General features: G+C 55.0%; 20 protein-coding genes and 1 other RNA gene. 13 read left to right on the top strand and 8 right to left on the bottom strand.

Going from position 1 to position 20,359, the window contains the following annotated elements:
- Window positions 1-4: 4 nt before the first annotated feature.
- Both K0H63_RS15110 and K0H63_RS15105 read left to right on the top strand, forming a co-directional pair.
- The gene (locus tag K0H63_RS15110) at window positions 5-361 is read left to right on the top strand and encodes a MerR family transcriptional regulator (protein ID WP_220065390.1); all 357 of its coding nucleotides are present in this window, start codon (window positions 5-7) and stop codon (window positions 359-361) included.
- A gap of 68 nt (window positions 362-429) precedes the next feature.
- On the top strand, window positions 430-999 hold the full coding sequence (locus K0H63_RS15105) for an NAD(P)H-dependent oxidoreductase (protein ID WP_220065389.1): 570 nt from the start codon (window positions 430-432) through the stop codon (window positions 997-999).
- 83 nt (window positions 1,000-1,082) lie between these two features.
- Here K0H63_RS15105 and K0H63_RS15100 read toward each other — a convergent pair whose 3' ends face one another.
- From K0H63_RS15100 to K0H63_RS15080, 5 genes are all read right to left on the bottom strand, one after another.
- On the bottom strand, window positions 1,083-1,280 hold the full coding sequence (locus K0H63_RS15100; protein WP_220065388.1) for a hypothetical protein: 198 nt from the start codon (window positions 1,278-1,280) through the stop codon (window positions 1,083-1,085).
- A 246-nt stretch (window positions 1,281-1,526) separates the two neighbouring features.
- Window positions 1,527-1,988 carry a hypothetical protein gene (locus tag K0H63_RS15095; protein WP_220065387.1) on the bottom strand — a complete coding sequence of 154 codons (462 nt, stop codon included), beginning with the start codon at window positions 1,986-1,988 and terminating at the stop codon, window positions 1,527-1,529.
- Window positions 1,989-2,255: 267 nt separating this feature from the next.
- Window positions 2,256-2,966 carry a 5-formyltetrahydrofolate cyclo-ligase gene (locus tag K0H63_RS15090; protein ID WP_220065386.1) on the bottom strand — a complete coding sequence of 237 codons (711 nt, stop codon included), beginning with the start codon at window positions 2,964-2,966 and terminating at the stop codon, window positions 2,256-2,258.
- Window positions 2,967-2,974: 8 nt separating this feature from the next.
- A non-coding RNA gene (gene ssrS, locus K0H63_RS15085) (6S RNA) lies at window positions 2,975-3,155 on the bottom strand.
- Between the two features lie 52 nt (window positions 3,156-3,207).
- Window positions 3,208-3,516, bottom strand: coding sequence for a cell division protein ZapA (locus K0H63_RS15080; protein ID WP_203324687.1), 309 nt, complete (start codon window positions 3,514-3,516; stop codon window positions 3,208-3,210).
- 249 nt (window positions 3,517-3,765) lie between these two features.
- On the opposite strand from K0H63_RS15080, the gene K0H63_RS15075 reads away from it, so the two are divergent.
- The 9 genes from K0H63_RS15075 (at window position 3,766) to K0H63_RS15035 (ending at window position 14,481) form a co-directional block, all read left to right on the top strand.
- Window positions 3,766-4,341, top strand: coding sequence for a UPF0149 family protein (locus K0H63_RS15075; RefSeq protein ID WP_220065385.1), 576 nt, complete (start codon window positions 3,766-3,768; stop codon window positions 4,339-4,341).
- 132 nt (window positions 4,342-4,473) lie between these two features.
- Complete coding sequence (gene ubiH / locus K0H63_RS15070; RefSeq protein WP_434086770.1) at window positions 4,474-5,667, top strand: 2-octaprenyl-6-methoxyphenyl hydroxylase; 1,194 nt, start codon at window positions 4,474-4,476, stop codon at window positions 5,665-5,667.
- A 23-nt stretch (window positions 5,668-5,690) separates the two neighbouring features.
- Window positions 5,691-6,872: an FAD-dependent oxidoreductase gene (locus K0H63_RS15065; protein WP_220065384.1), complete on the top strand. Its 1,182-nt coding sequence runs from the start codon at window positions 5,691-5,693 to the stop codon at window positions 6,870-6,872.
- Between the two features lie 280 nt (window positions 6,873-7,152).
- Complete coding sequence (gene gcvT / locus K0H63_RS15060; protein WP_220065383.1) at window positions 7,153-8,247, top strand: glycine cleavage system aminomethyltransferase GcvT; 1,095 nt, start codon at window positions 7,153-7,155, stop codon at window positions 8,245-8,247.
- Window positions 8,248-8,272: 25 nt separating this feature from the next.
- Entirely contained in the window at window positions 8,273-8,662 is a 390-nt protein-coding gene (gene gcvH, locus K0H63_RS15055; RefSeq protein ID WP_011760828.1) for a glycine cleavage system protein GcvH, read from the top strand.
- 101 nt (window positions 8,663-8,763) lie between these two features.
- A complete protein-coding gene (gene gcvP, locus K0H63_RS15050; RefSeq protein WP_220065382.1) occupies window positions 8,764-11,652 on the top strand; it encodes an aminomethyl-transferring glycine dehydrogenase in 2,889 nt (962 codons plus the stop codon).
- 321 nt (window positions 11,653-11,973) lie between these two features.
- Window positions 11,974-12,366 carry a hypothetical protein gene (locus K0H63_RS15045; protein WP_220065381.1) on the top strand — a complete coding sequence of 131 codons (393 nt, stop codon included), beginning with the start codon at window positions 11,974-11,976 and terminating at the stop codon, window positions 12,364-12,366.
- 368 nt (window positions 12,367-12,734) lie between these two features.
- Complete coding sequence (locus K0H63_RS15040; protein WP_220065380.1) at window positions 12,735-13,592, top strand: oxidoreductase; 858 nt, start codon at window positions 12,735-12,737, stop codon at window positions 13,590-13,592.
- A complete protein-coding gene (locus tag K0H63_RS15035; protein ID WP_258405589.1) occupies window positions 13,570-14,481 on the top strand; it encodes a helix-turn-helix domain-containing protein in 912 nt (303 codons plus the stop codon). Before K0H63_RS15040 ends, K0H63_RS15035 begins: the two co-directional genes overlap by 23 nt.
- 227 nt (window positions 14,482-14,708) lie before the next feature.
- Here K0H63_RS15035 and K0H63_RS15030 read toward each other — a convergent pair whose 3' ends face one another.
- Window positions 14,709-15,527, bottom strand: coding sequence for an AraC family transcriptional regulator (locus K0H63_RS15030; RefSeq protein ID WP_220065379.1), 819 nt, complete (start codon window positions 15,525-15,527; stop codon window positions 14,709-14,711).
- Between the two features lie 252 nt (window positions 15,528-15,779).
- On the opposite strand from K0H63_RS15030, the gene K0H63_RS15025 reads away from it, so the two are divergent.
- Window positions 15,780-16,904, top strand: coding sequence for a TlpA family protein disulfide reductase (locus tag K0H63_RS15025; RefSeq protein ID WP_220065378.1), 1,125 nt, complete (start codon window positions 15,780-15,782; stop codon window positions 16,902-16,904).
- A 35-nt stretch (window positions 16,905-16,939) separates the two neighbouring features.
- Window positions 16,940-19,063 carry a protein-disulfide reductase DsbD family protein gene (locus K0H63_RS15020; RefSeq protein ID WP_220065377.1) on the top strand — a complete coding sequence of 708 codons (2,124 nt, stop codon included), beginning with the start codon at window positions 16,940-16,942 and terminating at the stop codon, window positions 19,061-19,063.
- 123 nt (window positions 19,064-19,186) lie between these two features.
- Here the strand turns inward: K0H63_RS15020 and K0H63_RS15015 are convergent, their stop codons facing one another.
- Both K0H63_RS15015 and K0H63_RS15010 read right to left on the bottom strand, forming a co-directional pair.
- On the bottom strand, window positions 19,187-19,348 hold the full coding sequence (locus tag K0H63_RS15015; protein WP_220065376.1) for a hypothetical protein: 162 nt from the start codon (window positions 19,346-19,348) through the stop codon (window positions 19,187-19,189).
- Between the two features lie 25 nt (window positions 19,349-19,373).
- The gene (locus K0H63_RS15010) at window positions 19,374-20,273 is read right to left on the bottom strand and encodes an AraC family transcriptional regulator (protein WP_220065375.1); all 900 of its coding nucleotides are present in this window, start codon (window positions 20,271-20,273) and stop codon (window positions 19,374-19,376) included.
- Window positions 20,274-20,359 lie beyond the last annotated feature (86 nt).

Below are 20,359 nucleotides of genomic sequence, written 5' to 3'. Positions count from 1 at the left end.
GAAGATGTACATAGGTGAGGCGGCAAGGGTTACGGGACTTTCCATTAAGGCGATCCGCTTTTATGAGCAAAAAGGCTTGTTGCCCGCACCGAAGCGCCATGGGCGCTATCGGGTTTATTCGTCACAGGATCTCGAACTGCTGCGCCTTATTCGCGATGCCAAAGCCCTGGGAGTGCCACTGACCAAGCTCACGGCCGTGGTGCCTGCCCGGGGCGAGACCCTCGACTGGCCGCAAATACGCCGGTTTCTCGAGGGCATTAAACTGGACATCCGGGCGCAGCAGCTCAGGCTGGAACAGCAACTGGCGACGGTGGATAAGTGTCTTTCGGCTATGGACGATTGCCCGGGACTCAGCGATTAAGCCCTTGACTCTGCCCTTAAGGGGAGACTTTAGAATCGTCCTCGTTAACCTTGATAAGGAGTACGGGGATGAAAAATATTCTGATAGTAAATGCCAATCCGAAAGCCGACAGTCTGTGCAAACATTTGGCGGATATGTATGAAGTCGAAGCGCGGGAGTATCACAGGGTAAGGCGCTTTAACCTGTCACAGATGGTCTTTGATGCCAACCTGAGAGAGGGTTATGGGATGCAGCCACTGGAGCCTTGCCTGGAGGACTTTCAGCAGGCGCTCAGCTGGGCCGGGCATCTGGTTATTGTGAGCCCTATCTGGTGGGGCAGCCTGCCCGCGGCCTTTAAAGGGCTGCTTGACCGCAGTCTGCTGCCTGGCTTTGCCTTTCGCTATGACGCTAATAACGAGGCTGCTATCCCGCTGCTGCAGGGCAAAACCGCGCGACTGATGTTCACCATGGATGCGCCAGCTGACTTTGCCGAGGAGCAGGCTGTATCTGTCGTGACGCAGCTGGACCGGTTTACCCTGCAGTTTTGTGGCTTTGCTCCGGCAAACACTATGTACTTCCCATCGGCGTCCTGGGTGACGGCAGAATGTCTTGAGCTCTGGCAACAGAGCATAAAAATCTTTGGCCGAGAAGGGGAGTGATGGCTTTTCGGGCAATAAAAAACGCAGTGCCTGGCACTGCGTTTTTTGTGAAAGACGTAGCTACAACCCGGCGTACTCGCCAATCAGTGATGAGCGGGTTTATCGTGGGCGGCGGCGTATTTCACCGCTATCACGGCCACCAACATCAATACAAAGGGCACGGGCGCTGCCACCATACCCAAGGCGCTGACATTCAGCATAAAGCCGATTGCAATATGACCTACCAGTGCCACGACCAGGGCGAGGGTTGCAAGGAGCAGAACAACGACTTCTGATTTCATAACCGAATTCCTTTTGAAGGTTTGTCATGGACAGGGGGCTTATTTCACGCCCGCTTTTTGATGGCTTCAGTATGAAGACTTGATGATGCAGATGTTTGATCGCAATCAAGTTTAAGGCGCTGTTTTCTTGCTAGGGACGCAAAGCTTGCGTTGGCGCAAGCTTTGTTAAGAAATGGGTTTGGAAGTTAAAAAGTTGGCTTGGCTTATGCTTAAAAGCGATTGGAGCGGACAGCTGTATCGAGCCCCTCAGTCAAACTTGCCCAACCTGGCTTGCCAGAGAGCGTTTTTCTCAAGGTCAGAAAGGGGTCTTCGGGCGAGGAAAACGGCGAGGGCGATACCCAGTGGTACCACTATCAAGTCGGCACTTTGAAAGGGCAACACATAACCAAAAACAGTCAGATACACGAAGGCCGCACTGGCGCCGGGGATTAAAAGCAGTGGCCATTCAAAACATTGGCCGACAATCCTGGCACCAAGACCAATCAGAGTAGGCGGCAGCAGATATAAAAACACCATGCCGGTGTCCGCTGCAGCAATCATCACAAAGCCCATCAGCGCCAATACCGCCCCCAGGAGGCTGCCGAGCAATGTCTTATAAGGAGACTGTCGCTGCTTCAGGGCGTGGTAAGCATTTTCCATCATTTCCAGTTTGGCGCGGGCACGGTTGGCACTGTCGATTTTACCTGCGCGTTCGAGTCTTGGCGGCATAAGGGGCTAATTCAGCTAAGGGTAACTCTATCTTACCCAAAGGGGGCGAGCGCCTGAAAGTCCCAAAGCAAGAAAGGCCGACAGAAAGACAGCTAGAAAGACCGACAGAAAGACAGCTAGAAAGACCGACAGAAAGACCGACAGAAAGACCGACAGAAAGACAGCCAGTGAATCTTCACCCCGGACTTGATGAGCCTTTGCATCGGGGTTAGCGCAAAAACGCCTCGCCACTATGTGGAATGCGCAAGGTGGAATATAAGGTGAGTGTTAGCTGAAGTTAAACACCTTTGAGGGGGTGATTATCTTTGGCAGCGGCACATCCCAGGCCTCAACGGGCAGGGCAGGCAGGCGCTGACAATCGTGGGCAAGGCCTATTACCCGGGTACTGTCTGGCAGATGAGACAGGGTGCGGTCGTAAAAGCCGCCGCCCATGCCGAGGCGGTTGCCGCTGTCATCGAAGGCGACCAGAGGGGTGATGATGGCGTCGAGCCGGTAGGCCGGGCACAGGCGGTGGCAGGCCATCACGGGCTCGGGGATACCGTAAAGGTTGTCGCGCATCTTGCTGTGTTTATCGTAACGGATAAAGAGTAAATGGCCTTCGGCGAAGGGATGCAGCACGGGCAAATACACGTCGACCCCTTGTTGCCACAGGGCTTCAATCAGGGGACGGGTGCTGATTTCACCGTCGTTTTCAAGATAAAGGGCAATGGCGCGGGCGCCATCCAGCTCAGTCAACAGATGCTGCGCTGCCTGGAGGGCAGCCGATGCCTGAACATCACCGCTGAGGGCGCGCCTCAGGGCACGAACGTGTTTTCGTATGGTACTGCGCGACGCATTCGCACTTATGCTGGCCAGAGCTTCAGCACTCATGTTGCCCAGTGCTTCAGTACTTGAGCTAATTGGCGCATCGGCGTTTAAGCCTTCTTGTGCTTTCGCACGTTGGGCGATAGTCGCGTTGGATGTGACGGATACCGTCATAAGTTGAGATGCTCCCCGGAATGCCGCTGCCGGTGTAGCCCTTGAACCGTAGGTTCAAGGCGGGCCTGCGATTACTTCCTAAGGCTTCTCGGTACGAGCCGAGCCTGCTCAATGTCGGTAAAACACCTGCCCTAAAGTCAAAAATATCGGCACAGGGACATTACCAGCTGGCGCACAACCCAGGGAGCAAATTTGGTGGTGTTACACAGGGAATGTACCCGGCGCAAAACCTGTAATCAGTTTAATCTTCCTTGTGGCTTCGCTCAACCAAAGCTTGTTCGAGCGTTCGCTGCAGCAGGCGGATTCGGTCGTCCATTTGCTGCATATAGTCTTGATTCTTTCGCTGTTCTTCGTGCAACTCGTGACCGAGATTTAATGCCGCCATCATGGCCAGATCTTCCCGGCTCAGATTGCTGGTGCGGCCACGAAGTGACGTCAGCTGCTGCTCAAGCTTTTGTGCCACCGCCCTCAGTGCCGCTTCTTGTCCGACTGGACAGGCGATGGAGTAGGTGCGTCCAAGGAGGATGATATCAATGGCGCTACTGCTCATGGGCTATCCCTGTGGTGGTCTTTATGTGGCGGACTATATAAGGCGGGTTGCAAAAGTGCAAGGCCGGAGCCGCGTTGAGGCCGCGCTGAAAACGAGTTTGCTGCTTGCGTGAGCAACGGCCTGAGGCAAAAGATGATTATTGAGCCAATGTCACGCAAAATTGCCACAAACCCCTGTTTGCAAACTTGGTCACTACCGCTGGCGTCTGTTAGCATTGGCACATTGCGTTTAGGCTCTGGACACTCAATTATGGCAACCCCACCCTCCCTCAAAATTGAAAAACTGCTCGGCGCGCTGGAAGCGGCTGAAATTGGTCAGCATCCGGTGGAAGTGCACGGCGCCATGGTCGGCTTGATTGCCGGTGGCGTAGAGCAGGGTCGGGGGGCCTGGCTTAAGCCCCTGCTTGAGCTGATGAACGACGGGCAATCATTGCCCGCTGAGCTGCAAGCCCTGGTGGAAGAGCTGTTTGTGGACACCCAGGCCCGTCTGGGGGAAATCGACTTTGGTTTTATGCCGCTTTTGCCCGAAGAAGAAGAGCCCCTGTGTGACCGAGTCGAAGCCCTGTCGCTGTGGGTGCAGAGTTTTCTGACCGGGCTTGCCATTATCCAGCCGGGGCTTAATCAGGCCTCGGAAGATGTGCGCGAAGTGATTGCCGATCTCGCCGCCGTGGCCCAGGTCGAATTCGATGTAGTGGATGATGAAGAGTCTGAAACCGCCTATGTCGAAATCCTTGAGTTTGTGCGTATGGCGGCCATTCATTGCTACCAGGAATTTGGCCCCCAGGATGGCGGCGGCGCCATACAGCCCAGCAATAATCTGCATTGATATTGGCGGGACTTCGAGGAGCTGTGCACCATGGACGACACCCGTCACACTAACCCAACTGCCGTTGACGATGCGCCTGACGTTGCATCTCAGGCAAGCCAGGCTGTCGATATCGCCATAGTGGGCGGCGCCATGGCCGGTGCAACCCTGGCGCTGGCCCTTGAACAGCTCTGCAAATCCTCAGGTACTTCCCTTTCCATCGCCCTGATTGAAGCCAGGGCGCCGGGCGACGAACATCCTGGCTTCGATGCCCGTGCCATCGCCGTCGCCGAAGGCTCCATTGAGGAGCTCAAGCGCCTCGGTGTGTGGCGACACCTAAGCCGGCTCGGCACGCCCATTACCGATATTCACGTCTCAGACCGTGGTCATTTCGGCATGACCGAGCTCAACAGCAGCGCCTTTGGCCTGCCCTACCTTGGGCAGGTGGTTGAGCTTGAGGCCGTGGGCAAGGCGTTGTTTGATGCCATCGCCAAGACCCGTATCCAACTGCTGTGTCCCGATGGCATGGTGGGTATGGAGGCCGGTCAGGATGCACATACACTGCTGCTCGAATCGGGTAAAAGGCTGAGTGCCAAGCTTGTGGTCGCTGCCGATGGTTTGGGCTCCGCCGTGCGCAGCCACTTTAATTTACCCCTGGAGCAGGTGGACTTCGACCAGGAAGCGGTGATTGCCAATGTGGTAACCCGGCAGCCCCACGAACACTGGGCCTGGGAGCGCTTTACCGACACCGGGCCTTTGGCCTTGTTACCCATGGCGCCCATCAATGGAGAGTCACGGCTCTCGTTGGTGTGGGCGCTGGCTCCCGAACAAGCCAAGGTGCTGCAAGAATGCGATGAGCAACGCTTTGTGAGTCAATTGCAGCAGGCCTTTGGCAATCGGGCCGGCGTCTTCCTTGGTGCCGGTAATCGCCAGCGTTATCCCCTGAAGCTTTCCTGGATGCCAAGACCCATTCACCATCGCTGCGTATTTGTTGGCAATGCCGCCCAAACCCTGCATCCCATCGCCGGTCAGGGCTTTAACCTGGGTCTCAGGGACATAGTGGACCTGACGAGGGTATTGCACAGCGCCCTGAGTGAAAACAGTCGGGCGGATGTGGGTGATATTCGCTTGCTGCATCGTTATCTGGCACTTCGCGAGCACGACAGACGCGAGACCCTGCTGGCCATCGAATCCCTGGTTCGGGGCTTTTCCAATCAATATTGGCCGCTGGTGGCCGGGCGCAGTTTGGGGCTTCGGCTGCTGTCCTGGTGTCCGCCGCTCAAGGCGCCGCTGGCAAGCCGGGCCATGGGCTGGCGCCGTGGTGTCCGCCTGACGCCCAACCTGTAACTATTTTGTCCGAGGACTGACAGATGATGACAACCCAAAGCTGTGATGTGGCCATTGTAGGTGGCGGCATGGTGGGATTGGCAACCGCCATCGGCCTTGCCGAGGCCGGGCTTAAGGTGACAGTTCTGGATGCGGGCAGCCAGAGCGCTGTTGAAGGTGAGCCCCGTCTTCGGGTCAGCGCCATCAACCGCGCCAGCGAAGGTTTGCTCCAGTCTCTGGGTGCCTGGGCGCTGATGGACTGTCAGCGCACGGCGCCCTACGGCCGTATGCAGGTGTGGGACAAAGACGGCATGGGCAAGATTGGCTTTGATGCCAATGAGCTGGGTGAGACAAGTCTCGGCACCATCATCGAAAACGACAACATTGCCGCCGCACTGGCAAAGCGCGCCAGTGAGTTTGATAACCTGGATTACCGGGAAGGCGTGCGCTTAAGCCGCCTCGCCTTTGGTGAAAAGGAAGCCTGGCTGACCCTGGAAGAGGGCGACATGCTCTCGGCGGCGCTGGTGATTGCCGCCGATGGCGCCAACAGCTGGGTGCGCAGCCAGTGCAATATTCCGCTCACTTTCTGGGACTATGGCCACACCGCCATTGTTGCCACCATAGAAACCGCCGAGCCCCACGAGGGCTGTGCCCGCCAGGTGTTTTTGCCGGACGGCCCGCTGGCGTTTTTGCCGCTGTATCAGGCAAATCTTTGCTCCATCGTCTGGTCTGTGGCTGAGCCCAAGGCGCAGGCACTGCTGGCCATGGATGATGAAAATTTTTCAAAATCCCTCACCGCCGCCTTCGATGCCCGTCTGGGCCTGTGTCGGGTAAAGAGTGAGCGCATTGGTTTTAATTTGCGGATGCGCTATGCCCGCCATTTTGCCCGCCACCGCCTGCTGCTGGCGGGAGACGCGGCCCACACCATACACCCGCTGGCGGGGCAGGGCGTAAACCTGGGTTTTCAGGACGCCGCCGCCATTATCGATACCATTGGTCGCCTGAAAGCCGACGGCAAAGACATAGGTGATTACCGCCTGCTTAGGCCGCTGGAGCGCGAACGTAAGGCCGCCGCTCAGGAAATGATCGCCACCATGGAAGGCTTCAAACGCCTCTTCGAAGGCAATAACCCTATCAAGCAGGCTGTACGGGATCTGGGACTGAATCTGGTGGATAAGTTGCCTGGACTGAAAACAGTGTTCATCAAACAGGCCATGGGCAGATAAGCAAACAGTCTCTGTGAAATATTTGATAACAGCTGCCGGCCAGGCAGCCGATAAAGGCGATTTTTGCAGCAAATATCAAACAATTGGCGGCGGAAAATTGTAAAGCGACCTCTGAAGATTAGTTTTTTCTGGCTTTTTCATTAGGAAAACTAATGTTTGGTTGTTCGGATTAGAAAATTCTCTTGTATACAAATTTGTGACGCAAGGTATAATTTCGCCGCATTTTAACCAGGTGCCGTTTCTATTTTTGGCACCAAAGCCCCGGATAGAAGGGATAATAATGGCTAATAAAACTGTACTCTTTAGCAAGCACCTGGAATCGAACGCCAAGATGGTGGACTTCCACGGCTGGGACATGCCCCTCAACTATGGCTCCCAAATCGAAGAGCACCATGCCGTGCGCCGTGACGCCGGTATGTTCGACGTATCTCACATGACAGTGGTGGACGTTGAAGGTGCCGACGCCCGCGCTTTCCTGCGCAAACTGCTGGCTAACGACATTGCCAAACTGACCGTCCCCGGCAAAGCCCTCTACGGCGGCATGCTGAACCACGACGGCGGCGTTATCGACGACCTCATCACCTACTATCTCAGCGATACCCAATACCGCGTGGTAGTTAACTCTGCGACCCGCGAAAAAGATCTGGCGTGGATTGGCGAGCAAGCCAAAGGCTTCGAGGTGACCATCACAGAGCGTCCTGAGCTGGCCATGATTGCCGTGCAGGGCCCCAATGCCAAAGCCAAAGCCGCCACCGTATTTACCGCCGAGCAAAACGCCGCCATCGAAGGCATGAAGCCTTTCTTCGGCAAGCAGGCCGGCAGCCTCTTTATTGCCACCACAGGTTACACCGGCGAAGCCGGTTACGAGATCATCGTGCCTGAAGCCGAAGCCGAAGCCCTGTGGCAAGCGCTGCTGAATGCCGGTGTGCAGCCATGTGGTCTGGGTGCCCGTGATACCCTGCGTCTTGAAGCCGGTATGAACCTCTACGGTCAGGACATGGACGAAAGCGTCAACCCACTGGCCGCCAACATGGGCTGGACCATTGCATGGGAACCTGCGGATCGCGACTTTATCGGCCGTGAAGCACTGGAAGCCATCAAGGCCAAGGGCAGCGACAAATTAGTCGGTCTGGTGATGGAAGAGAAGGGCGTTCTGCGCCATGATATGCCAGTGTTTTTTACCGACGCCAATGGCGTTGAGCACCAGGGCGTGATCACCAGCGGTACATTCTCACCCACTTTGGGCTATTCTATCGCGATGGCTCGCGTACCCGGCGCCATCGGTGATACTGCCGAAGTGGAAATGCGCAAGAAGCGTGTGACGGTGCGTGTCATTGCACCCAGCTTCGTACGCAACGGAAAACAAGCATTTTAAAAGACCCGATTAAGGAACAAGAACAATGAGCAATATCCCGTCCGAACTCAAGTATGCTTCTTCCCACGAATGGATCCGCAAGGAAGATGACGGCACCTACACCGTAGGTATCACTGAGCACGCTCAGGAACTGCTGGGTGACATGGTATTCGTTGAGCTGCCTGAAGTGGGTGACACTGTGTCTGCCGGTGAAGACTGCGCCGTGGCCGAGTCTGTAAAAGCCGCCTCTGACATCTATGCCCCTATCTCCGGTGAAGTGATTGCCGTGAACGAATCTCTGGAAGATTCTCCTGAGCTGGTAAACAGCGATGCTTACGGTGACGGCTGGTTCTTCCGCATCAAGCCTTCTGACGAGTCTGAGCTGGACAGCCTGCTCGACGCCGAAGGTTATCAAGCAGTTATCGACGAGGAATAATCCTCGCCAGGAAAAACGAAGCCCCCCGGGGCTTCGTTTGTTTTATCCGACATAAAGCAGATCGGTCGCAATTGAGATCGGCGTAATTTGAAAGGTTTATCATGACCAAGCAAACCCTCACCCAGCTGGAACAGCACGAGCTGTTTCTGACCCGTCACATTGGCCCCGATGCCGACGAACAGCAAGCCATGCTGAACTACGTTGGTGCCGAGTCCCTGGAAGATCTGACCGCCCAAATCGTACCCGAGTCTATCCGTCTGGGTCGCGAGCTGAACGTGGGAGCCTCCAATGGCGAAGCCGCCGGTCTGGCCTACATCCGCCAGCTGGCCGATAAGAACCAGGTGTTCAAGAGCTACATTGGTATGGGCTACCACGGCACCGAAGTGCCTAACGTTATCCTGCGTAACGTGCTGGAAAACCCAGGTTGGTATACTGCCTACACCCCATATCAGCCAGAAATCGCCCAGGGCCGCCTCGAAGCCATCCTGAACTTCCAGCAGCTGTCCATTGACCTGACCGGTCTGGACCTGGCCTCTGCCTCTTTGCTGGACGAAGCCACTGCCGCTGCTGAAGCCATGGCGCTGGCCAAGCGTGTATCCAAGGCCAAGAAAGCCAATACGTTCTTCGTAGCCGATGACGTATTCCCACAAACCCTGGACGTGGTAAAGACCCGCGCCGAGTGTTTTGGCTTTGACATTGTGACCGGTCCAGCTGCCGATGCCGCTAACCATGATGACCTCTTTGGTGCCCTGTTCCAGTACACCAACCGTCAGGGTCAACTGACCGACTTCACCGAGCTGTTTGCCCAGCTGCGCGCCAAGAACGTGATTGTGACCGTGGGCGCTGACATCATGTCGCTGGTGCTCTTGAAGAGCCCTGGTGCCATGGGCGCCGACGTGGTATTCGGCTCCGCCCAACGCTTTGGCGTGCCAATGGGCTTTGGTGGTCCACACGCTGCCTTCTTTGTGTCCAAAGACGAGCACAAGCGTTCAATGCCCGGCCGTATCATCGGTGTGTCCAAAGACACCCGTGGTAAGACTGCCCTGCGTATGGCCATGCAAACCCGCGAGCAGCACATCCGCCGCGAGAAAGCCAACTCCAACATCTGTACCGCACAGGTGCTGCTGGCCAACATGGCCTCTTTCTACGCCGTATTCCACGGCCCACAAGGTCTGAAGGTGATTGCCGAGCGCATTCATCGCCTGACCGACATCTTGGCCGCCGGTCTTGCCGCCAAGGGCGTGACTGTACTGAACACGCAATGGTTCGATACCTTAAGCTTCAAGGTTGATGTGGACGCCGTACGTGCCCGCGCCCTGGCTGCCGGTGTGAACCTGCGCTACGACGCCGATGGCGTTGTGGGTGTGAGTCTGGCCGAAACCACTACCCGTGCCGATGTTGCCGAACTGTTCGACATCATCTTGGGCGCCGGTCATGGTCTGGATGTGGCAGCTATTGATGCCGACATCCTTGCCAAGGGTTCAAGCTCTATCCCTGCTGCACTGGTACGTGAAGAAGCTTTCCTGACTCACCCAACCTTCAACAGCTACCACAGCGAAACCGAAATGATGCGCTACATCAAGCGCCTCGAGAGCAAGGATCTGGCACTGAACTATTCCATGATTTCCTTGGGTTCCTGCACCATGAAGCTCAACGCTGCCGTTGAGATGATCCCGGTGAGCTGGCCTGAATTTGCCAACATGCACCCCTTCTGCCCATCTGAGCAGGCCCAGGGTTACACCCAGCTGATTGGTGAGCTGTCTGACTGGCTGGTGGACATCACAGGTTACGATGCCGTGTGCATGCAGCCCAACTCTGGTGCCCAGGGCGAATACGCCGGTCTGCTGGCTATCCGCAAGTACCACGAGTCCCGTGGCGAGGGCCATCGCGATGTGTGTTTGATCCCTCAGTCTGCCCACGGCACCAACCCTGCCTCTGCCCAGCTCGCTGGCATGAAAGTGGTGGTGACCGCCTGTGACAAGCAAGGCAACGTAGATCTGGATGACCTGCGCGCCAAGGCTGCCGAAGTGGCCGAGAACCTGTCGTGCATCATGATCACCTATCCTTCTACCCACGGTGTATACGAAGAAACCGTGCGTGAAATCTGTGACATCATTCATCAGCACGGTGGCCAGGTGTACCTGGACGGTGCCAACATGAACGCTCAGGTAGGTCTCACTGCCCCTGGCTTTATCGGTGCCGACGTATCGCACCTCAACCTGCACAAAACCTTCGCCATCCCTCACGGCGGCGGTGGTCCAGGTATGGGCCCAATCGGCGTGAAGAAGCACCTGGCACCTTTCGTAGCCGGTCACGCTGTGGTTAAGCAAGGTATCGAGAGCGACAACAATGGCGCCGTCTCTGCTGCCCCATTCGGCAGCGCCGGTATCCTGCCAATCAGCTGGATGTACATCAAGCTTTTGGGCAGCAAGGGTCTGAAGCAATCTACCCAGACCGCCATGCTGAACGCCAACTACGTTACCAAGAAGCTGTCTGAGCACTATCCGGTGCTGTTCCGTGGCCGTAACGATCGTATCGCCCACGAGTGCATCATCGACATGCGTCCGTTGAAGGAAGCCTCTGGTGTGACTGAGATGGACGTGGCCAAGCGTCTGAACGACTACGGTTTCCACGCCCCAACCATGAGCTTCCCGGTTGCCGGTACCCTGATGATCGAGCCAACTGAGTCTGAGTCAAAGGCTGAGCTGGACCGCTTCATCGAGGCCATGGTCGCCATTCGCGGCGAAATCGCCCGCGTGGAAAGCGGCGAGTGGCCGGTTGACAACAACCCACTGGCCAATGCTCCGCACACCATGGATGACATCATGGACCCGGCGTTTGATAGCCGCCCATACAGCCGTGAGCTGGCGGTGTTCCCGACTGCGTCAGTGCGTGCCAACAAGTTCTGGCCAACCGTGAACCGTATCGATGACGTGTATGGCGATCGGAATTTGTTCTGTGCCTGTGTACCGATGAGTGACTACGAGTAAATGGCTACTTAGCCTGGATAATACGGCGTCACCCCACTGTTTTCGCTGCTCATTTACATGAGTAAACTGCGCGGCGAAAACAGCTGGTTTCCTTGTCTTATCTGCGGCAGTAACGCCATTGTTGGTCCGGTTGAGCCTTGGTTCGGTCAGACACTAAAAAACGAGTGCTTCGGCACTCGTTTTTTTATTTCTATTCGCATCTGGCCTGAGATATTTGCTGCCTAAACTGTTCAGGGTTCAGAAATAAGATTAGGATTTCTCCCGGCATGCATTACATTCGATTGACACTAAGCTCGGCAATTATTCAATGGAAGATGACAGATGCTAGATTCAACGGGCTGGTTAAGGAACTTCAGAAGGGCGATTTTGGCTGGATTAGCACCTGCGTGGGCGCTGCTAATGTTTGGGTGCAGCGCCATTGCAGATTGCAATGACGCCCTAATTTACAAGCAAGCTGAGGTCTATTGGTCGGATTCAAAGCAAGCTATTTCAGATGGAGACTATGAAACGGCTTTGAGCCAATCAAACCAAGGATTGCTGCTTGTCGGTGACGCTTACAGCGATCCTAAGGCTGTGGATGATACAGGCATGAAATTAGTACTTGCCGAAGCTGCTGAGCGAAAAGGTGAGTTACGACACGCTGCCCATCTCAAATTCAGAGCCCTTGAATCAAGGCTCGTGATGCTAAAAAGGCGCTCCAGCCTCTGTAACTGATTTCCATTGTTTAACAAATCCTCGGCTCCCCGAATCTTGAATTGACGTCGGGAGTGGCAGTGCGAAAGCCCACCGCTGATGATTAACGGCATTCGATGTCGGAAGTTGCAGTTGAAGCAAGAGATAGCCGCTGTGCCAGCGGCACAAAGTCGTGGGTCTCCAACCCACACCCGGGCAAGGGGTATTGCTTGTCCAATACCCTTGAACGGCTCTGTCTCCTCATAATTCTCTATTCATATACACCCTCAGATGATTCCTTAAATGGTGTTGTTTTTTCCGCAATGCGTATAAGAAGCCGTTGGCAGCTCCCGCTAGATTAGTGCTGTTGGCAAACAATCTTGCCTGGTAAACAGCACTGGGGTGTGACGATGAAAAAGGTATGTGTGGTGACAGGCGCGTCTTCCGGTATGGGGAAAGACGGGGCACTCAAACTGATTAAAGAAGGCCATATAGTTTATGGTCTGGCTCGGCGAGTGTCGCAAATGACGGAGTTGGTGGCGGCTGGCGGTTTTGCCATTGAAACAGATGTAACCTCTATTGAGTCCATTGAGCGTGCCGTGGCTCAGATTGTGGCAGAGCAGGGTCGCATTGATGTGCTTTGGAATAATGCGGGTTACTCGGTTACAGGTGCGGTGGAAGATGTATCTTACGAAGATGCCAAACGCCAGTTTGAGGTCAACCTGTTTGGCCTCGCCGAGATGACCAAGGCCGTGCTGCCCACTATGCGCAAACAAAAGTCGGGCACCATTATCAATACCTCCTCGGTGGGTGGCAAAATTTACACCCCCCTCGGTGCCTGGTACCACGCCTCCAAACATGCGCTGGAGGGCTGGAGCGATTGTCTGCGACTGGAGCTTAAGCCTTTTAATATCAATGTAGTGATAATTGAACCGGGTGGGATCAGCTCGGAGTTCGGTGATGTCTTGTACCAGCCACTGGTGGAACGTGCCAAGGGGGGAGCCTATCAGGCCATGTCGACTGCGGTGGCAAGAACCTATAAAGCGATTTACAGCAATTCCAAGAGCATGTCTTCACCGGCGGTCATTGGCGAATTGGTTGTACGGATAGTGGCATCAAATAGTCCCAGAACCCGATATATAGCGGGCTACATGAGTCGTACAATCTTGTGTTTACGTAGCCTGCTAAGTGACCGGATCTTTGATAAGGTGATTATGAGCACCTACGAGAAAGAGCTAAAGAAAAATGAAAGCGCCGCTTCTCATTAAATCGATTGCCCAGGTTCATCAGGCTTTTGGTCTTGCGCCACCCGGGCACCCCTTGGTGTCTGTGGTGGGGGCTTTTGACAGTCAAAGGCTCAACGATTTAGCAGATACGCCCATAGTTTCAGAGCTCTATTCCATCAGTTTAAAAGCCGGTATTTCCGGCACCTGTATTTATGGCCGCAACGCTTACGATTACCAAAATGGCACCTTGGTATTTATTGCACCGGGCCAAGTGGTGCAATACTCGGGGGCCGAAGGAGTGGCGAATGAAAAAGAGAGTTGGAACCTGCTGTTTCACCCTGACCTTATTCGCCGTTCGGAACTTGGACGCTGCATCGGCAGCTATTCATTTTTCCATTACGAGGCCAACGAGGCCTTACATGTTTCCGAGGTTGAGAAGGCCTGTCTCAGGGGCATAGTCGATAAAATTGTGGCTGAATACTCAGGCAATATTGACCGCCACAGCCAGGAGTTGATCGTGTCCAACATCAAGCTGTTGTTGGATTATTGCACCCGCTATTACGACCGGCAGTTCTATACCCGCACCAATTTGAATAAAGATATTGCCAGCCAGTTTGAGCAGCTATTGCAGCGTTATTATCAGAACCAAGTGTATGAAAAACTGGGCCTGCCAACAGTGGCCTATTGCGGTAAAGAAATGGGGATTTCGCCCTATTATTTGAGCGACCTGTTGAAAAAGGAAACCGGCAGAACCGCATCGGATTACATTCACTTCTTTGTGTTGGAGCGGGCCAAAAACAGCTTGCTTGGTACACAATTGTCAGTCACGGAAGTGGCCTATAATTTGGGCTTTGCCTATCCACAACACTTCAGCAAGCTATTCAAAGCCAAGGTAGGAATGAGCCCGAAGGAATACCGGAAACTGGGTTGATTCGAATTTTGGCAAGGGTAATGGCATCTTTCAGCATCGTCCTCGGTGGCTCCGAAAGGGCATTAGCGTGTCGTTAGACTATGCGATGAAAAGTTTCACCGGATAAGCGTTTCCCGCAGGACGCCACGCGGAGTAATCGGTGTATCAGTCCGGCTCAGGCGTTACTTCCTTGCGGCGCAGCTGTTTGCCGATTTCCAAACCCGCCCATGGCAGGGGCGAATTTGACCTCAGCGCCGAAGCAATGCCTTACTTCTGAACTGCCCTGGAGTGATGCCAATCACGTGCTTGAATTCCCGGATAAAGTGGGCCTGATCGTAGAATCCGGCCTGATAGCCGATATCGGTGAGTGGGGCGGCAGTGTCGCGTTTAAGCAATTCCCGGGCGAAGCCGGTGCGCTGCAGTATGCTGTAGTTTTTTGGGGACATGCCCACATTTTGCTGGAACAGGCGCTCCAGTTGGCGCTGGCTGATGTCCATCTCGGTTAGCAGGTTGCGTATTTCACCCTGATCCTTTTGCGCGGCTATCCACCTGAGTGCGTACTGCATCCTGGGCTCGGTTGCCTGAGCCTGGGATTCGTGGGCGATGAGATATTGCAGCAGCCGGGTTTCGAGCAGGGCAATGCGCTCTGGTGCCGTGGGCAGCAGCGCTAAGCGCTCGGCCAGTTCATCGCTTAACAGCGCCAGCGACAGATCCCCCGGTGTCAGGTGTTGTCCCAACAATTCTGACAGCGGTGACTTTAAAAATACCCGCCCTGCGCCGGGCCAGAAGCGAATACCCAGGGCATCAACCCTGCCGGAGAGTTCCAGTTTGGTGCTTTGTTTGGTGGGACCTGTGATCAGGCATTGTGCCCTGTGTTGCCAGCCATCCAGGTGAATGGGCGCGCCAAAATTGAACACGATACCTGTGCCGCCTTCGGGGTGCATAAACTCAGTCGACTGTGACTCGGCGCCTGCGGGGCGGAAGATTTGCCAGTAGCAACTGACATAGGGCTGCAGCAGGGCGCAGGGCTGGTAGCGCTGAAAACCAAGATGCGGCAGTGTCGACATAGCAAAACGCTCCAAAAGCGGGGTGAGCCAGTATATCAAAGCAAGATTTGGTGAAAACCCAGATGCCCTCAGTGCATCTTAATCGAATGTCGAAAATCTACAATTTGCATTTTCCCCCATGGCCTACCATGCCTCCAGCCGCCTTAGAGCAGCCGTTCTCTAAGCACAGTCTCTTTGTACTTACCTCTGCAACAGAGTATTGAGTTTCGCCGGGCGGCTTACCCCTTCAGTCACAACCTATGGGAATCCTGTATGACATCATTACCCCTCAACACTTCCAAATTGCTGCCCAAATTGATGAGCGTTGGCCTGTCCGCGCTGCTGCTGTCTGCTGCTTTGGTGGGACAGGCCTCGGCCAAAGACGATTTTGCCGCCGAAGGCGAGAGACGCGCCAAGCTCGCCGGCAGCGAACTTTTGGGCACGCCTGCACCCGGATTGTCGCTGACAACACTGACTGGAGACACCCTCAACCTGGGTGAGCTTTATGGCAAAAAGCCGGTGTACCTGAAGTTTTGGGCCACCTGGTGTGTGCCTTGCCGTCAGCAAATGCCCGGATTTGAGAAGATTTATCAGCAGTATGGCAATGATCTGCAAGTGATTGCGGTGAATACCGGCATCAGCGATAACCTCAATTCTGTGGGTGCCTTTGTGAAAAAGACCGGCCTTAACATGCCCGTGACCATAGATGATGGCACCCTGGCGCGGGCCTTTAACTTACGGGTTACGCCGCAGCACTTTTTAATCGACAGAGATGGGCGTATTGCTTATGTGGGGCATCAGGACGACGAAGCGTTTCATCAGGCTCTGAAAGCCGTTGTGGCAGCCCCCGGCGCCCGAGCGGCAACTGTCGCTGGTGCTGACGGTGTGGCCCCAAAAACCGCTGAAACAGCGCTTGTTAATGTCGCTGGATACGGGCTTGGGGATATCCTGGTGCCGCTGACATTAACCGACCTGGATAACCATGCATATCCACTGCCGACGGCTGTAAAGCCGGGTAAAGCCACCGGGCTGGTGTTTTTTGCCCCCTGGTGTGAGTGGTATCTGGCAGAGTCTGAGCCTGCCACCGCGAGGGCGTGTCAGCAGGTGAGGGAGATGATCGAGCAGCAAGCACCCGAAAGCAACGCCCAGTGGCTGCATATCTCCAGCAACCTCTGGTCATCTGAGGCCGATCTGGCCGAATACCAAACCAACTACAAACCGCAGTTGCCCATTGTGTTTGACGAACAAGGTAGCCTGTTTGGTCAGTTTGGTGTTACCCAATTGCCGACCATCGTCTATATCGATGAGGCTGGCAAGGTGACCGAAAAGGTCAGCCTGCAGGCCCCTGACTTTATCCCGCGTCTCCAGTCGCTGCTCGGCGCTGATATCAGCCAATGATGTAGCAAATAACGGCTTGGACTAAAGGGCATATCATGAAAATCATTACCTTTGGGCTGAAACTCATCGCCTGCTGCTGGCTGATGACGGCCGCAGCCATCACGGCACCTGCGGGTGACGACACAGGGCATAAGATAAGGGCGTCGCTGCAGCTGGAGTCCAGCGCGCCAGTCGCCGGAACTGACACCGGCCTGGCAATAAAGATGTCACCCGAGGCAGGCTGGCATGGTTACTGGTTAAACCCGGGGGATGCCGGATTCCCGCTGCAGGCACAATGGCTGTTGCCGAATGGGGTGACGGTGGGTGAGCTGCAATATCCCGCCCCCGAGCCCATGGTGATAAGTGACCTGATGAATTACATCTACCACGGGGATTATGCCCTGCTGGCACCTCTGAGCATTTCTGAGGATATTGCGCCCGGTACAGCGCTTACCCTGGCGGTGGATATTCGCTATCTGGTGTGCAGCCCCAAGCTGTGCGTGCCTGAGCAGCAGCGGCTTGAGACCCAATTCACAGTGGCAGACAAAGGCACCTCAAGCGCGCCCCTTGAGGCCTTCTCCGATTGGCGACGGGCCATTCCCAAACCTGTGGCGACCATGGCGGACTTCAGCATTCAAAACGGTCAATTGATGTTGTCGCTGCCATTTCCCGAATCTGTGCCGCTCACAAAGACGCTTCATTTCTACCCTGAGGTCAATGGGCCGATAGCCAATACGGCGCCGCAATCCTTTGTGCGAAATGGCGATCGCCTTTTTATGCAAACCGGGGCGGGCGAGGCTGGGGTCAGCGACTTTTATGGCGTGCTGACCCTGGATGATGCACAGGCTATCAGGGTCAAGGCAGTCCAGGTGAGTGGGGATGCACTGGTGTTCCCGACCGGGGCTGGGTTGCCAGGCGCAGAGCCAGACAATCTGCTTGTCATGTCCTTGGTGACCGTACTGGGGGCGATTCTTGGAGGATTGTTACTGAATCTAATGCCCTGTGTTTTTCCCATTCTGAGCTTAAAGGTGTTGAGCCTGGCCAATCTCGGGGATGAGCGAGTCGCCAGAGCCGGTGCTCTGGCCTATACCCTGGGGGCCGTACTGGTGTGCGTGCTGCTCGGGGGGCTTATCCTGTTGCTGCGTGAGTTTGGTCATCAGGTGGGCTGGGCCTTTCAGTTGCAGCGTCCAGAAATCATAGTGGTGCTTATTTTGCTGATGATGGCCATAGCACTGAATCTGGCCGGATTGTTTGAACTCGGTACCCTGAGTTCTGGCAGTCGCTTGCAGCAAAAGCAAGGCGTGGCGGGCGACTTTTGGACCGGGGTGTTGGCAGCCTTTGTGGCTACCCCTTGCACCGGCCCTTTTATGGCAACGGCTTTGGGCGCTGCGCTGGTGCTGCCAACCAGTGTTGGGCTGATGGTGTTTACCGGGCTGGGATTGGGCATGGCCTTGCCCTTCTTGCTGGTGGGCTTTATGCCTGCGCTGCGTAAGCGCATGCCCAGACCCGGCGCCTGGATGGTTACGGCAAAGCGCTGTTTCTCGGTTCCCATGTTTCTGACGGCGCTTGGGCTGGTTTGGGTTTTGATGCAGCAGGCTGACAGCCAATATGTGTTTGTTGCGCTGCTGTTGGTACTGCTGCTGAGTCTGGTGCTGTGGCTTATGGGACTGTTTCTGCAAGGGGGGCGTGACAGACCCTGGTGGCCGCTGCTTGTGGTGCTGGTGGTAATCACAGGCACTTTGATGACAGCTTCTCCCGGCTCCCGATCGCATGAACCTTTGCAAGCCGAAGTTGCTGAACACGGGGCGAGATTGCCGCTTCCTTTCGATGAAGACGTTCTGACAACGCTTATCAGTGAGCGGGATATGTTTGTGTATTTCAGTGCCGACTGGTGCCTGACCTGTAAGCTGAACGAGAAGACTGCCATTGAGCGGCAAGAGACCCAGGCGGCCTTTGCCCGCGCCAATATGGCGGTGATGTTGGGCGACTGGACCAATGGCGACCCGGATATCACCCGATTTCTGGCCAAACATCAGCGCTCCGGTGTGCCTTTGTATCTTTGGTATCGAAAGGGAAATTTACAGCCGCAGGTATTGCCGCAATTGCTGACGCCCGCGATCTTGATTGATAAGGCGAGTCGTGCGGGTGATGCAGTCGTGGCGCATGGCGCACAAGGCTAGAGCGTAAAACTGAGTTCAAGACACTCAGTTTACCCATTATCGGGTTGCACCCCTGTGCTAACCCGATAATGGTTTTTTGTGTGCGAAAGGAAGATTAAGTTGCTGATAAATAGCTTTTAAATTTTACATTTGCTCACTGTCGTAATCGGCGCTGGCTGCCTTCAATGCTTCAATATCGTTGGCGCAAAGATGCCGCTTGAGGTGATTGAATTTCTCTTCCGGCCAGTCGTAAATCTTAAGCGCCAGCAGCTCGTTGATAATGGCTTGCGCAAAGCGATATTTCACCCGTTTGGCAGGGGATTTGGCTGTGTTACTGCCAATGGGTTATCACATCCCGTTTTGGGGGATTGCCAAAGAGGCGTGAATATTCCCGGGAAAACTGCGATGGGCTTTCGTAGCCCACGCGGTAAGCCGCCGCAGAGGCATCCAGATTTTCTCCGAGCATTAACCGGCGAGCCTCAAGCAGCCTCAGCCTCTTTTGGTACTGAAGCGGACTCATGGATGTCCATTCTCTAAAGTGGTGGTGAAACGTTGATTTACTCATGCGTGCCAATTCAGCCAACCCATCGACACTGAGATGTTCGTCATAATGTGTTTTGAGCCATTCGATGGCTCTGGCGATACGCAGTCCATGGCTGCCGGCCGATGCAATTTGTCGCAAGCGGCTACCCTGTTCACTGATAAGTACCCGCCAGAAAATTTCTTTTTTGATCAGTGGCGCGAGCACAGCAATGGACTCTGGCTCATCGAGCAGTGCCACCAGACGCTGAATGGCATCCAGAAATGACGCAGTCGTATTGCCAAGCACCATGGCGTGCTCTGGTGTGGCACTTTTATGTGGATGCAGTGGCGCCTGTAAAATCAGCTCGCTCATCATGGCCAAATCCAGCTTGATGACAATGCCCAGATAAGGCTGTTCCTCACTGGCCTCCAACACCTGCATTTTTGCCGGTAAATCCAAAGAGGTGATAAGAAAGCGGTTGGTATCGTATCTGTAACTCTGTTCACCCAATGTCATGCTTTTCGCCCCCTGTACCACCAGGGCGATGCTGGGCTCTACCACGCAGATAGCGCAGGACGTCGGTGAGGGTTGACGATAAAACTCCAGCCCTTCGATTGCTGTGGACGCCCATTCCACCCCTTCAGTGCGTCTTGCTACCACGCCGGCAAGGGCCACCGAGAGGCTGTCGATACGTTCTTTTTCAGGCATGTTTGGCTCCAACAGGGGAAGACTTTTTGCGAAATCTGCTTCCCGATGATTTTACGCAGATACGAAGTTGTTACCACCAATCGAGA

The organism is Shewanella zhangzhouensis, assembly GCF_019457615.1.
GTDB classification, from domain to species: Bacteria; Pseudomonadota; Gammaproteobacteria; order Enterobacterales; family Shewanellaceae; genus Shewanella; species Shewanella zhangzhouensis.
The sequence above is the reverse complement of the archived record's forward strand: the minus strand, read 5'-3'. Positions and strand labels throughout refer to the sequence as shown.